The sequence below is a fragment of the Desulfosarcina sp. genome (assembly GCF_041551955.1).
Lineage (GTDB): Bacteria > Desulfobacterota > Desulfobacteria > Desulfobacterales > Desulfosarcinaceae > Desulfosarcina.
The window spans coordinates 1-14,607 of sequence record NZ_JBFELV010000089.1 but is presented as its reverse complement, the minus strand read 5'-3'; the positions used below and the strand labels follow the sequence as shown (position 1 = coordinate 14,607).

The window sequence follows — 14,607 nt, the reverse complement described above, 5'->3', positions numbered from 1 at the left end:
TTTCAGTGCCACCCGAATGGCCAGCACACTGGCCAATATACAAATCGCCACTACCGCCAGAAAACCCCGCACGGCATCCCCGGGAAGCAGGAGCACGTATTTGGGAAAGATCGGCGCCCAGAAAAAGGCTGCTATCTTGCCCACCACAAAGCCGATCACCCCCAGTGCCACCGCTTGTTGAAGAATCATCCCAGCAATGGTGCGATTTTTGGTGCCGATCAGCTTGAGGACGGCAATCTCACGGATCTTTCCCAAGGTGAGGGTGTAGATGATGAATGCAACGATGGCGGCACTGACCACTGATAAGATCACCAGAAACATGCCGATCTGCCGGGCGGATGTGGCGATCAGTTTGCCGACCAGGATTTTTTCCATCTGTGTCCGGGTGAATACCTGCAAGCGTTTCCAGCGACGGATGGTATCGGCCACCTGATCGGGGCTATACCCGGGCTTGAGTTGCACCAGTACGGCATTGACATAGGGATTGGTGTTTTGCGAAGCGATCACCGCGTCGAGAAGGCCCGGAACCGAGAGGCGGGCAAACGCCGGGTTGGCCGCAGTCCGTCTGCGCTGCTGGACAATTGCATCGTTATCCTTCAGAAATTGCGCCTCCTGGGCGTCTTTCAATGGAATAAAGACCATGGGGTCACCGCCGGAAGAGACCATGCGCCGGGTCAATCCCACCACCGTATATTGATTGCGGCGAATCTGGACCCGGTCTCCGGGCTTGAAGCCTGTGGCGACATCGGCGACGGCCTCGTAATGACTTCGGGTGATATGCCGACCGGCGACAAGGTAATCCGGTTGGCCGGGCCCACCGGGTACGATGCCGACAACCATTGCCCTGACATCGTTGTCGGCCTGACGCACCTGCATGGTAAAATAGGTAACATTGGCAGCCCGCGCAACGCCGGCCATCGACAAAATACCACGGTACTGATCGTCGTAGATGCTTGAGGATTCGGCATAGGGGCCAAGGGTGTCCTGCTGCACCACCCACAGGTCGGCCCCGCTGTTATCCAGCAGCGCCTTGGCGTCGTCCACCATGCCGCGGTATATACCGGCCATCGACAGGGTTACTCCGATGAGCAGCCCGAGGCCGATCCCGGTAAAGACGAACTTGCCCCAGGCGTGCGAAATATCGCGACCGGCCAGGCTGATCATCGCACTACCCCCGGCAGATGCTCGACAACCCTGATGCGGCTGTGTGCATCCAGCCTACGCTGGCTATAGCGTACCACACGGTCACCCGGATTCAGCCCCTTGATAATTTGTATCCTGCCGTCGAGATCGGCCGCCCCAGGTGTGATGGGCGCAAATCGCAAACCATTGTTTTCGATCAGCCAGACACCAATCAATCCATCAACGCGTTGTATGCTGGGGCTGTGGACAACGGGCAACGCTGGTAATGGGGGCAGCGCAACCGTGATCTCGGCCAACTCTCCGATCGGGGGCAATGGATCAGGCAGGGCGTCAAAAACCACTTTGGCCATAATCTCTTCGGTCACGGCGTCGGCCATGGGCTCGACACGCAGCACCTTGCCGGCGACCGAGGAGCCGGACTTGGATCGGAGCACGATACGAACCGGCAGGTCCGCTCTCAGGCCGGCTGACTGCAGTTGATCGAAACGCACGTTGATCCACATGCTCGACGGATCGATCAATTCCACCACTGGCTGGCCGGCGACGACGGTTGTGCCCGGATCGGCGTCCCGAGTGGTAACCAGGCCATCCACCGGCGCCACGAGATGCAGGTTAGCGCGTTGCAATAACAAGCCTGCCAGGTCCGCACGCACGCTGACCTGCTCGTTAACAACTGCATCCAGATTGGCTTTGGCTGCCAGAAGCCGTGCTTCAGCTACTTGAAGTTCCTGCCGCTTGGCTTCAACCAGTTCCGTTGTCGCTACCTTTTCCAGAAACAGTTGTTCATAGCGGCGGGCTTGACTTTTAGCGTAGGCCGTGGTGGCCATGACATCCTGGACCTGAGCCCGGGCTGTCGAGATGTTGGCCTGTGCACGTTTGAGCGCTGCCTCCTGGGCCTTAATACGCTCATCCAGATCCACGGGATCCATTTCGCCAAGAAAAGACCCGGCCTTTACCATGTCGCCCACTTGCACATCCACGCGTTTGACCCTACCGGCAAACGTCGGACCGATCCGATAGGTATAGCGGGCTTCGAGCGTACCAATACCAAACAGGCCGGGTGAAATGGGCTGGTTTTCGACCGTGGCGGCGGTTACCTGGATCGGCGCCAGGGGGCCGGATCGCAGGGCGGCATAAGCGAACACGCCGACCAGGGTGATAAGCACGACGACCAGTGCCGACGCACGAAGCATTCGGTTCAGGCCTTTCATCGGCGGCTCCGGATGTTTAGGCTGCCAGACATCCAGGTTGTTGAGGCAGTAGTGGCGGTTGCTGGGGACATGCTATCCTCGTTTTCTTTTACTCGACCCGGAGTTGAGAAAAGTCAATTCAACATCCGGGCCATGGGTCATTGTTGAAGATTATTAATTACTTCCCGGCCATCATGGCCGCAATGTCGTCTTCTACGGTGCCGATGGGCTTGATGTCGAATTTTTCCACCAGCACCTTGGCCACATGGGGGGAGAGAAAAGCCGGCAGTGTCGGGCCCAGGCGGATACCCTTGACACCGAGGGCCAGCAGGGCCAGCAACACGGCGACGGCCTTTTGTTCGTACCAGGCGATGTCGTAGGAGATCGGCAGGTCGTTGATGTCCTTCAGGCCGAACACCTCTTTGAGTTTCAAGGCAATCACGGCCAGGGAATAAGAATCATTGCACTGGCCGGCATCCAGTACGCGAGGAATGCCGCCGATATCGCCAAGGTTCAGTTTGTTGTAGCGGTACTTGGCGCACCCGGCGGTGAGAATCACTGTGTCTTTGGGCAGACGTTCGGCAACTTCGGTGAAATAAGTGCGGGTTTTCTGACGTCCGTCACAGCCCGCCATGACCACGAAGCGTTTGATGGCGCCGGATTTCACAGCTGCCACCACCTTGTCGGCCAGAGCCAGGACCTGATGGTGGGCGAAACCGCCGACGATGGTGCCGGTCTCGATCTCAATGGGCGGCGGACAGGTTTTGGCGCGTTCGATCAGGGCCGAAAAATCCTTGCTGCCGCCGGCAGGCCGGTCGGCGATGTGCACGGCACCGTCATAACCGACCACGCCGGTGGTAAAGAGCCGGTCCAGGTAAGTGTTGCTCTTTTTCAGGGGCACCAGGCAGTTGGTGGTCAGCAAAATGGGGCCGTTGAAAGACTCGAACTCCGTGTTCTGGTGCCACCATGAGCCGCCGTAGTTGCCTACGAAATGATCGTATCGTTTAAAGGCCGGATAGTAGTTGGCCGGCAGCATCTCGCCGTGGGTATATACATCCACGCCCTTGCCTTGGGTCTGCTCGAGCAGTTCTTCCATGTCCTTCATATCATGGCCGGTAATCAGGACCCCCGGGTTTTGGCCCACGCCGATGTTCACTTCGGTGATTTCCGGGTTGCCGTAGGCCGTGGTGTTGGCCTCGTCCAGCAGGGCCATGGTGGCAACGGCCGTATCCCCAGCCCTCATGACCAGGGCGACCATCTCATCCACCGTTAGATTTTTGGTGGTGGAGGCCAGCGCTTCCATGATGAAATCGTTGATGTCATCTTTTTGAAATCCCAGGATCGCGGCGTGATCGGCATAGGCGGCAACCCCTTTAAGACCGATGACCAGCAATTCGCGCAAGGAGCGCACATCCTCGTTTGCAGTGGCCAAAACGCCAACGGATTTGGCCTTTTCGGCAAATGCCGACGGATCGTCAGTCCAGGTGGCGGCTTCGGGCAGCGCTTCGCTAAAATCATTACCGCTCTTCTCCTTGTAAGCAGCCAGAAACCGGCTCCGGATCTGGTCCCGTCGCTGGAGGCCGTCGGTGATCATGGCGCTAAAACGGGCATCGTCCCAATTGGCGTTGGTGATGGTGGCAAACAGGCCCTGGGCGAGAAAATCATCGTTGGACCGGTCAGCAGCACCCAGCTCCTTGAGCTTTTCACCGTATACCGAAATTCCCTTGAGCACGAAAATCAACAGGTCCTGAAGGTTGGCGGTTTCCTCCGGCTTGCCGCAAACACCTTTAACGGTGCAGCCGGTGTTTTTGGCGGTTTCCTGACATTGAAAACAAAACATGTGCATTCTCCTTCCTGTGAGTATTGGGTTCATAATAATGGGTTTTGCCGATGGTGCGCCTGTTATTCGGTGAAACCGTGTTCTTTGTGTTTTTGGGCAATCGCTGCCGCCAGATCGTCCAGTGCCTTGAATGCATCTTTCGAGGGGACGCCCTTGCACAGGACGGGATCGATGACTTCCACTTTGAGGTTAGGAATCATCCCTGCCAGAATTTCAACGGTCTTGCCACCCCAGCCATAGGAACCGATAATGGAAAGGAACTTTGTATTGGGCCGCAGGGCATTGGCCAGAAACGCTGCATAGGCCGCATAGGGATGCGGGCCTGCCAGGACGGTAGGCGTGCCGACAACGATGGTCGCCGCGTCAACCAGAGCCATGGCCAGTTTGCCGATATCGGTGACGGCCAGGTTAAACGGCTCGACCCGGACCCCTTTAGCCACCAGGGCGCCGATCAAATGGTCGACCATTCGTTGGGTGCTCGCGTGCATGGATACGTGCGGCAACACCACCGTGTTTCGAGGGGCTCCCAGGGTCCAATCGCGATAGGCATCAATAATCAACGCCGGGCGCGGATATAATTGTCCATGGCCAGGCGCGATCAGTTCTATGTCGTAAGGAGCAAGTTTCTCCAGGTTCTTTTTGATCACACTCCTGAAGGGCATCATGATCTCGGCGAAGTAGCGCTTGGCCGCTTCGTAAACGCGTCCCTCATCGGTAACGAAAAGATCAGCGCTGGCAATGTGGGAACCGAAAAAATCACAGCTGAACAGGATTTTGTCTTCTTTAAGGTACGTCACCATGGTCTCGGGCCAGTGGACCCAGGGTGTATGGATGAACTTCAAGGTCTTATCACCGAGAGAAAGGGTCTCCCCGTCTTCGACGGTGATGAAAGATTCCTCGGGTAGGTTCAACAGATCGATCAGCATCCCCTTGGCTTTGGGGGTGGAGATCAGCTTGGCCGCAGGGTATTTTTCAAGCACCTGCAACAGGGTTCCGGAATGGTCCTGCTCCGCATGATGGGAGACGATGTAATCAATTTTAGGGATGCCCTCGAGCTGGGCCATGAATTCGATGGCCATGGGGGGATCGACCGTGTCCAGCAAAACGGTCTTCTCGCTTCCTTCAATGAGGTAGGCGTTATAGCTGGTTCCGTCCGGAAGCGGGATCAACGAGTCGAACAGACGGCTGTCCCAGTCCACCGAACCCATCCAGAACATGTGATCTTTGATCTTGCGTGCCCTCATGATTGACCTCCATATCTTTAGATTAAAGAATGTTGATTTGTTTTTTTCATCGTAGAGCGCCCATGGTTTTGTGAACCAACCGTTCTTGAGAAGCGGCTTTGTTGCCAATCACCATGTCGACGCGCTGGAGCAATTGATCCCTATCAAGGTGGTATTCTCGGGCGATGTCAGTCAGGGTGTGAAAGGCCTCTGCAGGGCAGCCCAGGCACAGCAGGCCAAGATCCATGAAAAGTTTCAGGAGCTCTGGATGACGGTCCAACAATTCCTTGACGGTGATTTCTGGTGATATGCGTGTTTTCATGATTGGGGATGATTTCCTAACCGATGGGGTCGACGGCCATGATTGAAACTTTCAAGCAAGCAGTTCAATCAGCATTACGGCAATGATGCCGAAAATGAAAAAGAAAATGGTTTGTCCACCGTTGCCATTTCTGGCGGCCGGCATCAATTCGTCCGCAGCGATATAGATCATCAGTCCCGCTGTGGCGCCTACCAGCACGGACATGAGTTGTGGGGAAATCTGAACGAACAGGTAACGGGCGGCCATGTATCCAACCACGATGGGCAGTGCGCTCAGCGAAGACATCAGAAAGGACTTAAGTCTATTTCCATAGGTAAAGTAGTGGGGTGCCGAGGTGCAGATTCCCTCGGGGATATTGTGGATGGCAATGGCCAGCGCGATCACCAGCGAATCGCCAACGTCGGTGGCCGCACCGATGGCGATGGCCATGCCCTCGGGAAAATTGTGCAGGAAAATGGCCAGGATCAGAAAGTTTGCCGTATGCCCCAGTTGGCACTCCTCTTTTCCACATGCAGCACAATCGTGGACGTGAGGGAACAGGCGGTCAAGCCCGGCCATTGCAGTTGCACCCAAAGAAATTCCGGCCACGCAGGCAAACGTCCCCCCAAGGTGAATGCTCTCGGGGATTAAATCCAGGAATGAAATGGCCAGCATGATGCCGGCGGCAAAATAGAGCATGTTGTGGATGTAGGCGGTGGTCGGTCTCTTGAAAACGCCGATTCCCGATCCGATGACCGGCCCGATGGCCGATAGGGCAACGATCATGGTCTCTTGTGGCATGGCGCCTCGCTTTCCTGTCATTACTTTGGTAAGCCTGACAGCCTCGGTGTAAATCCAACTTTTGGCCCACCGCCGATAGGTGAACCTCATCGGTGGCAACTCGATCCAACAGTCAATGTTCGGCCAAAGAATAGCTTTGGTTTTTGGGCCTGTCTTTGCGCTACCGCAAACAAGGGTGATTATTTTTAAAAAAGATTGGGGAGGGGATTGTTTCAGCGTTTTGTTCAGCCAGTTTCAGAGAATTGGACCAGGGCGTGCGGGTCAGTGACAACGATTTGTTCACGACCGGACTGAATCCAACCTTTTTTTTCCCAGGCGCTGAGCGTACGGCTGACCGTGTACAACGTGGTTCCGGAGTAGTCGGCGATATTTTGGCGACTCAAGGGGATGTCGATGTGTATTCCTTCAGAGGTTTTCGAGCCAGCCCGCCTCATGAGCCGCAGAAGGGAGCGGGCGATACGTTGATCCACATGCTCGGTACAAACTTCCAGGTAGCGATGCTGGATGTCGTCAATACGCTCTAAAACGATGCCCAGCAGATTGATGGCCATATCCGGATATTGGCGCATCAATTCCAGCATCGTCGGTTTATCCCAACCGACAACGTCGGTCTCTTCGATGGCTTCGGCTGTGACCGGATAGGTCCAGTTTTTAAGAACGGCAATTGCAGCGGTCAATTCTCCGCTGCCAATATATCGAAGAATGACTTCCTTGCCCTGTTCGTTAAGTTTGGTCAGCTTCAGACGGCCACGATTCACCAGGAAACAGATTTGCGCTGGCTCTTCCTGGTGAAACAGTACCTTTTTGGGTTGGAGCTTTATCGTACGACCTTTTTTTATAATGCCTGCAAGCTGTCCACTGGTCAGGCGTTTAAAAATATCGGATTTATGCAGACTGGTGTCCATCGGTAGTCAAACCAATTTTCAAGCGCTTTACAACATCGTTAAGGATAGGTGTGGAGATCAAGACAAACATATTGGCTGAGGCTTTATTTTACAAGCACAACATCTGATTGGCCTATTTCGGCGTTTCCCGGGTAGGCATTATTGAAACAGAGGACGTAGCTGAAGGTTGATAGTAGATCCATAGGGTTGTGTACAGTATAGATGATAAGAAATGAATTGCCACTGAAAAAATTTATTTTGCCATGCACCCGCGTAATACGTCTTGAACGTTCATTGAAGAACGGTCCCCTAAACAATCGAAGTGTTCCTCCAAGAAGTTCGAAGCCGCGGCATATCCTAAATCGTGCAAGTGCTTTAAAAAAGGCCATTCCGTATTCAGCTTGCTCGATGCATTCAGGGGCTCAAAACCTTTCTCATCTGAAATCAAATGGATAAACATTTTTCGATACCGTTTAGCGTCCAAACTACCTTCATCCAGCAGCCGGGCAACAAAATCAATTGCCCGCAATTCGTGCAGCAAGCTGGCATTGAATGTGATTTCATTGACGCGGTTTAAAATATCACGGGCTGTTTTTGGCGTTTTTTGACAAGTCAACGGGTTGATTTGTACGATAACGACATCGCGGGCGTCGCTGTGGTAAGCAAATGGATATAGGATGGGGTTGCCTGCATAGCCGCCATCCCAGTAATCCTGTCCATCGACTTCAACAGCCTGGAAGATATAGGGCAGACATGCCGATGCCATCACTTTGTCCACGGTCAATCGGGTCCGGTCAAACCGTTTGACCTGACCATTGCGAACGTTTGTGGCGCTGATAAACAATTGGAGCTTGTTACAGGACCGTACTCGTTCAAAATCCACTTGTTCAATCAATAATTCTCTTAGCGGATTCAAATTGAATGGGTTTGACTGATACGGCGACATCAAGCGCGAATACATATCCGAGAATAGATATCCGGGGGAATAATCCAAATTCCAGTTGTTGGTCATCATTTCGAATGGTGTTCGTTGAAAAGGGCTCACGACCGCGGCTTCATGCACAGCCCACCAGAATTTGCCCAACGCTTCACGGGCGCCCGCTTTACCCCCTGCCATAATTCCGTCCGCCAAGACGACCGCATTCATGGCGCCTGCGCTCGTGCCGCTAATGGCGGCAATTTCAATTCGATCGGATTCCAGTATCCGATCTAAGACGCCCCAGGTAAATGCCCCATGCGACCCTCCTCCCTGTAAGGCAAGATTTATATTTTTTTTGGCTTTATTGGGTTTTTCTGGTTTTTGATTTTGCCGTGGCATCGGTGATTGTCTCCATCGTGAATAATCTTCAAAAGCCTGAGTTGACGGTCTCCGTTTTTGGTGAGCACGTTAACGAATCCGTGATCTTCAGCGTCAGCAACGGACCTGTCCAGATTTTCGACCCCGAATACGGTTTTTTTTAATAGGAGTGAGAGCTTTAAGCGCTTTGGCAATCTCAAAAAAACGAACTCCGCTGAAACTCGCGATGGCTTACCCAACCAACCGGCGGAGTGATGCCTTGCCGCAATAATAAACGCTTCCTTCAAGCAAGTGGAGGGAGCGGTGGTGGAAGTTTTTTATTCTCGTAGGCCTTCCGAGCCTTTCTTACCGGTATGCGGGTTTCACAAGGTACGCCAACTTGGCAGAGGCCGCAGCCATAACCTTCGTAGTTATAGGTTTTTTTGACATACTCCTTATATTCTTGAAAGAGGGGATCAGCCCCTGAGGCAAACCCCACCAACGCCTCATCCCAAGCCGGGGCACCGTTTTTGTTGTGCAGATTATTTCGGGGAGACTCGGTCAAGAAACGTTTTACTAAGCCATTGATCCAAGCGGTCAGGTCTTGTTTTTTGGGCATTCGCACCCTCCTGTTTCCCCGCAGATATTCACCCATGACGGAAATCTGGAAAACTTGCCGGATGGTTTCAGATCATCCAGGCCGTATGTATCTTCCTGATATCAGAAGAGAGCGCTATTGCCAAGTTTTCACTATTTTTCACCAATCGGAATTGATGCACACTCCAGGTCGTGTGTCTCGCCGGTCAGGAATTCTGGAATACCATCGGAACATGGTCGTCGTGTGCATGTCGGAGCCGTTGTTTGAAGTGAAATTTACGGTCCATGTAACTTTCCAAAGCAGCCACCATCGGATCGATTGCCACAAGACCCATTCGAAAAATAACAAGTAACGCCCCTGCCGGGCCATCATCGAACGGTATGTCCGAAGATGCGGTTACGGATTGTCACGCAAAACCGGCTCGTGTAATGGCGGAAAGTGGTGTGGACCTTTTATTACTAGACGGTTATCTATAATACGCAAGCCGGTCTTTTTTGGGTGTCATTCCCGCGAAAGCGGGAATCCAGCCCCCCCATGAACCTTCCCGGATTCCGGATCTTCGCTACGCTGCGTCCGGAATGACAAACTGGGTTGCCTGGCAATCGTTGTGAACTCGCGCTTTCTGGAGAACCGCATATTACTAAAGACTTTCTTAAATCTGAAGGAAATGTTAATCGCAGTCGACAGTACCCGATCGGTTCGCGAACGGCCTGTTATTACCTCAATGACCTCGTTGCGGGCGACAATGGTTCCATTGGCATTGACCGCATGGTTCTGCCGGCAAAAGAAGTTCGGAAAACAGTCTCTACACCGGTGATGGCTGCATCTTTAAATAAAATATAAAATTGATCAGGGCGGATTGGAGAAGCTGTCTCCTATGCAGCTTTTCCTGGAGATTAAAGGAGAATCGTTAATGAAGTTTTTTTTCGAGCCCAGGGGAATTGCTGTCGTGGGTGCCACACCCAGTAAAGAAAAGGGTGGTCATATTATCGTTTCCAATCTCAAAAAAGGGTATCAGGGTGAGATTTTTCCGGTCAACCCCCGCTACGAGGAAATTGAGGGGTTCACCTGCTATCCTTCGGTTGCCGATGTTCCCGATCCTGTGGATCTTGCCATTTTATTTGTCGCCGCTCACTTGGTGCCCCCGGTTATCGAGGCGTGCGCCAAAAGAAAAATTCCGGGTGTCATGATCCAATCGGCCGGTTTTTCGGAAATTGGAACCCAGGGAGAAAAATTGCAGCAGCGTGCAAAACAAATCGCCGACAGGACTGGAATCAGGTTGTGGGGACCCAATTGCATGGGGCTGGTTGATGCCAGGCGCAGGTTTGTCTTTTCCACGGTGACACCTAGCATATGGGATACAGGGCTCACATCCGGAAACGTTTCCCTGATTGCCCAGAGCGGCATGCTCGCAGGCGCTTTTCTCATCGACCTCATGTCTCACGGGACCATGGGGATCTCTAAAGTCTGCTCCATAGGGAACAAGATGGATGTGGATGAAAACGACATCCTGGAATATTTAATTGACGATCCGGACACAACTGTCATTGGTCTGTACCTTGAATCGTTTGTCGACTGCCGGCGGTTCATGAACCTGGCCCGGGGTACCGCAAAACCCATCGTGATTCTGAATGGGGGAAAAACAGCCCGCGGCGCAGCTGCGGCACTGAGCCATACAGCCAGTCTCTCGGCCAACGGCGTCATCGTCAGTGGAGCCATGGCTCAGGCCGGTATTGTAGAAGCCGGAGATTTCTACCAGCTGAGCGACTATTGCAAAACCCTGGGCTTGTATCCCGAAATCCTGCCCCAAAGGGGGAACCGTGTGGCGGTTCTGACCTACACTGGTGCTGCAGGGATTGTTTCAACCGATATCATGGATAAACACGGCCTGGTGTTGTCGGAACTCGATGCCACCACCCTGAATGAGCTGAAAACTATTTTCCCGGAATGGATGCCGCCTTCAAATCCTGTGGATATGTGGCCGGGGATTATTCTGAACGGATCAAAAAAGGTCTATGGCAAGGCCATTGAAGCCGTCTGCGCCGATCCGGGCGTCGATGCTGTTTTTGCTCATTGTTTTGCGGGCGGGTTCAGTCTTGAAACCGATCTTGAGATGATGGCCAAGACGGCTGGAAAGGCTGACAAACCGTTATTTTGCTGGATATCGGGAGAACGAGAACAGGTGCATGAATTCCAGGTGTCAGCTCAACGTTTCGGCATCCCGGTATTTAGAGAGATCGTTCGAGCTGTCGAATGTATCGGAATACTTTTGAATAGACCGTTGGTGGATGAAGCCAATGGACTGGCAAGGTCAGCTGAAAAGATTCCCAAGGCCAGTACTGAAACTCGTCTGCGCATGTTGGAATCGGAAAAAGGCCAGCTGGACGAATATCTATCAAAGAAGGTGCTTGCCGCGTGCGACATTCCGGTTGTGGAAGAAAGACGTGTTTCTTCTTTGGATGAAGCGCTGCAGGCTGCAAACCATTTTGGGTTTCCCCTGGTGGCCAAGGGAATCGTTCAAGGTGTGTCCCACAAGACGGAATCAAACCTGATAAGATTGGGCATCTCTTCTATAGAAGGCCTTGAATCAGCAGTGAAAGATCTTCAACGAACCATGCAGGTCCAAGGTGATATGCTTATCCAGAAGCAAGTCGAGGGCAAGATTGAACTTACGGCCGGCTTTGTAAGAGACCCCCAATTGGGCCCTTGTGTCATGTGCGGACTAGGGGGGATATTTGCCGAGGCCCTCAACGACACGGCATTTGGTGTCGCCCCATTGACCCTGGAGGAAGCCCTGAAGATGATCTCCCGCCTGCAATGCCAACGCATATTGGACGGGTACCGTGGACTTGCTCCTGTGGATAAGACGGCGTTGGCCCGTATTCTTGTAAGCCTGGGCGATTTAGGATGCGCCTGGCACCGCATCCAGGAAATTGACATCAACCCCTTGATCATCCACAACGGGCTGCCCATTGCAGTGGACGGATTGGTGTTATTGTCGGAAACATAACGATACCTGGAAAAACTATCGCCTCAAGAGGAAGTTTACGCATTTCCCTATCCCAAAATGATGCCTATCCCGTGAGAAAATCGGGTTGCTGGAACAATGGCGCTGGGTAAGTATAAAAGCCCGTCCCGCATTTAACGCCCAGTCGACCTTCATCGATGCGCATTTTCAAAAACCTCGCATTGGCTGTCAATTGGGGGTCGTTGGTCGCTCTGGCCCAGTAGTCGCTGATTTTCCACACGATGTCCAGGCCCACCTTGTCCATCATGCCGAAGGGGCCAACCGGTGACTGAAGCACGCCCATCCAAGCCCGATCGATGTCTTCGACGGCGGCCACACCGTTGGCTGCCAGGACCAGGGCGGATTTGAACAAGTCGCTGAGCATGGCGTTGAAGACGTAGCCGACATTCTCTCGCTCGAGCAGGATGACACGCTGGTGGAGCCGTCCGGCGAAGGCGCGTATCAGTTCCACCGATTCGGCCGATGTGCCCGGGTGTGGCATCACATCCACCACGTTGGTGAGCAGAGTATCGTGGAAATGAAAGGCCAAAAAACGATCCGGCCTGCCGGTGGCCTCGGCGAACATGGAGGGAACCAGCGTGGAGGTGTTGGTGGTGAACACCGTGCGTGCCGGGCACAGGCGGTTGAATTCTGCAAATACCCTGCCTTTTAATTGGGGGTCTTCCGGCACCGACTCGGTGACGATATCGACATCTTCGGCTGCTGCCTTTGCATCGTCGGTGAAGGTGATCCGGCCCAGGACAGCGGCCTTTTCCCCGGCGGGCAGGCGGCCGCGTTTGACGAATCGGTCGGCGAGCTGCGCCAGCCGCATGCGGGTCGCGTCGAAAACATCCGAGGCCACATCATATACGACCACATCGTACGCGTTCATGGCGCAGAGAAATCCGATCTGATGCCCCATGGTACCGGCCCCAATGGTGAGAACACGCTTTACCTCGTCAATCTTCATACCGCATCTCCTTTTTCTTTCATCTGGTCGTATCTTTCCCTCAATACCGGCAGGAAAACGGTTAAATCCTCGGTCACCGCATAATGCGCCAGGTTGTTTATGGCCGCCTTCGGGTCCGTGTTCACGGCTACGACGGTCCGGGATTCCCGTATGCCGGCCAGATGCTGGGGGGCGCCGGAAATCCCGCAGGCCAGGTAAAGGGCCGGTGACACCGTGCGACCCGTTTCGCCGATCTGGAGGGAGTGGGGCAGCCAGCCCAGATCGCAGGCACCCCGGGAAGCGCCGACCGCCGCATGTTTGAACATGCCGGCCGCCGCCTTTACCAGACTTGCATGTTCAGGCCCTTTCAAGCCGCGCCCGGCGGCCACGATCACTTGAGCCCTTTCCAGTGCTTGATCCGTGTGTTCACGCCGATCGACCCCCTGAGGGATGAACCGGTGGTCCGTGCCTGTCAGCAGCCTGGTTTGCACCGATGGCGAATGGTCTGGGAGATCTGGTGACGGCGAACGAGAGAACAGTCCCGGCATGACCGTCAAGACCATCGGCGTGTTGACGGTAGAAACGGTTTCGTTCAGTTTACCGCCAAAGACCGCTCGACTGAGCACCCATTGGCCGTTTTCCTCTAAAAAGGCGTCAACGGCGGTGATGCAAGGGGCCTTGATGCGCCAGGCCAAGCTGGCGGCGGCCTGGCAGGCGCGCAGGTTGTGAGGAAAACAGACGGCCAGCGGTGAGCATTCGACCGCCAACGCCCCGACCCCCGAAGCGCTCAGGTGCGGGTTGGGGTAACGGCACTGCACGTGATCCAGAATGATGACCGGCATGCCGGCAGTCTTCGACCAGAACCGTGCCACCGGTTCGATGTCGTGCCCGGTCAGCACGCCGACCGGCTCGGCTTTGAACCGTCCGGCTAATTGCCGGGCCTGTCTACCCAGGTCCCCGGTTCCGGCCGAGAGGCGACCATCGATGGTTTCGCCCACGACCAGGACGGTGGCGAGGCATTTTTTTTGGGTCATCTTCAATGGTCCTATTTCAACCATCCGTTGTCATTGAACAGCTGCAGCAGGGTGTCCGCTTTTTCAATCAACGTTCCTTCTATGTAACGACACGCGGATGTCTGCTGCGGATAAGCCACATTTAGCGTATCGACCGGCGGGAGATGATTGGCCGTATCCGTCGGAACGACCTGTTCGACAGCCTGCCTGCGAGATCTGAGGGTGTTGGACAGGGATGGGTAACGGGGGATTCTTGGACCCGTCTGCACCGTTACCAGCGCCGGGCAGGGGAGTCGAACGATCTCGGCCATTCCGCCTTCCATTTCACAGGTTGCCGTGAGCGATCGGCCCGTCAGGTCCAGGGCGATTTCCACCGCTGCCG

12 protein-coding genes and 1 pseudogene are annotated in these 14,607 nt (G+C 54.2%); 1 reads left to right on the top strand and 12 read right to left on the bottom strand.

The features are described 5' to 3' along the window. The 9 genes from ABYV26_RS09180 to ABYV26_RS09140 form a co-directional block, all read right to left on the bottom strand. Window positions 1–1,164, bottom strand: a 1,164-nt coding sequence (locus ABYV26_RS09180) for an ABC transporter permease (protein ID WP_372680278.1), incomplete at its 3' end; no start/stop codon positions are given. Then, complete coding sequence (locus tag ABYV26_RS09175) at window positions 1,161–2,354, bottom strand: efflux RND transporter periplasmic adaptor subunit (RefSeq protein ID WP_372680276.1); 1,194 nt, start codon at window positions 2,352–2,354, stop codon at window positions 1,161–1,163. The genes ABYV26_RS09180 and ABYV26_RS09175, both read right to left, overlap by 4 nt. A 157-nt stretch (window positions 2,355–2,511) precedes the next feature. Beyond that, window positions 2,512–4,173, bottom strand: coding sequence for a hydroxylamine reductase (gene hcp / locus ABYV26_RS09170; RefSeq protein WP_372680274.1), 1,662 nt, complete (start codon window positions 4,171–4,173; stop codon window positions 2,512–2,514). Window positions 4,174–4,235: 62 nt separating this feature from the next. Further along, window positions 4,236–5,417 (bottom strand): FprA family A-type flavoprotein, encoded by a 1,182-nt coding sequence (locus ABYV26_RS09165; RefSeq protein WP_372680272.1) that lies wholly within the window; start codon window positions 5,415–5,417, stop codon window positions 4,236–4,238. 46 nt (window positions 5,418–5,463) lie between these two features. Next, window positions 5,464–5,718 carry a DUF1858 domain-containing protein gene (locus ABYV26_RS09160; RefSeq protein ID WP_372680270.1) on the bottom strand — a complete coding sequence of 85 codons (255 nt, stop codon included), beginning with the start codon at window positions 5,716–5,718 and terminating at the stop codon, window positions 5,464–5,466. A gap of 51 nt (window positions 5,719–5,769) precedes the next feature. Beyond that, entirely contained in the window at window positions 5,770–6,498 is a 729-nt protein-coding gene (locus tag ABYV26_RS09155) for a ZIP family metal transporter (RefSeq protein WP_372680268.1), read from the bottom strand. A gap of 224 nt (window positions 6,499–6,722) precedes the next feature. After that, a complete protein-coding gene (locus tag ABYV26_RS09150; RefSeq protein ID WP_372680266.1) occupies window positions 6,723–7,403 on the bottom strand; it encodes a Crp/Fnr family transcriptional regulator in 681 nt (226 codons plus the stop codon). 232 nt (window positions 7,404–7,635) lie between these two features. Further along, window positions 7,636–8,700: a patatin-like phospholipase family protein gene (locus ABYV26_RS09145; protein WP_372680264.1), complete on the bottom strand. Its 1,065-nt coding sequence runs from the start codon at window positions 8,698–8,700 to the stop codon at window positions 7,636–7,638. 262 nt (window positions 8,701–8,962) lie between these two features. Continuing rightward, on the bottom strand, window positions 8,963–9,277 hold the full coding sequence (locus ABYV26_RS09140) for a hypothetical protein (RefSeq protein ID WP_372680263.1): 315 nt from the start codon (window positions 9,275–9,277) through the stop codon (window positions 8,963–8,965). Between the two features lie 892 nt (window positions 9,278–10,169). Here ABYV26_RS09140 and ABYV26_RS09135 point away from each other — a divergent pair. Continuing rightward, the gene (locus ABYV26_RS09135; RefSeq protein ID WP_372680261.1) at window positions 10,170–12,266 is read left to right on the top strand and encodes an acetate--CoA ligase family protein; all 2,097 of its coding nucleotides are present in this window, start codon (window positions 10,170–10,172) and stop codon (window positions 12,264–12,266) included. Between the two features lie 64 nt (window positions 12,267–12,330). Here ABYV26_RS09135 and ABYV26_RS09130 read toward each other — a convergent pair whose 3' ends face one another. From ABYV26_RS09130 to ABYV26_RS09120, 3 genes and pseudogenes are all read right to left on the bottom strand, one after another. Next, window positions 12,331–13,233, bottom strand: coding sequence for a 3-hydroxyacyl-CoA dehydrogenase (locus ABYV26_RS09130; RefSeq protein WP_372680259.1), 903 nt, complete (start codon window positions 13,231–13,233; stop codon window positions 12,331–12,333). Continuing rightward, window positions 13,230–14,246 carry an electron transfer flavoprotein subunit alpha/FixB family protein gene (locus tag ABYV26_RS09125; protein ID WP_372680257.1) on the bottom strand — a complete coding sequence of 339 codons (1,017 nt, stop codon included), beginning with the start codon at window positions 14,244–14,246 and terminating at the stop codon, window positions 13,230–13,232. Before ABYV26_RS09125 ends, ABYV26_RS09130 begins: the two co-directional genes overlap by 4 nt. Window positions 14,247–14,257: 11 nt before the next feature. Continuing rightward, window positions 14,258–14,607 (bottom strand): annotated as a pseudogene (locus ABYV26_RS09120) (hypothetical protein); the annotation flags it as partial.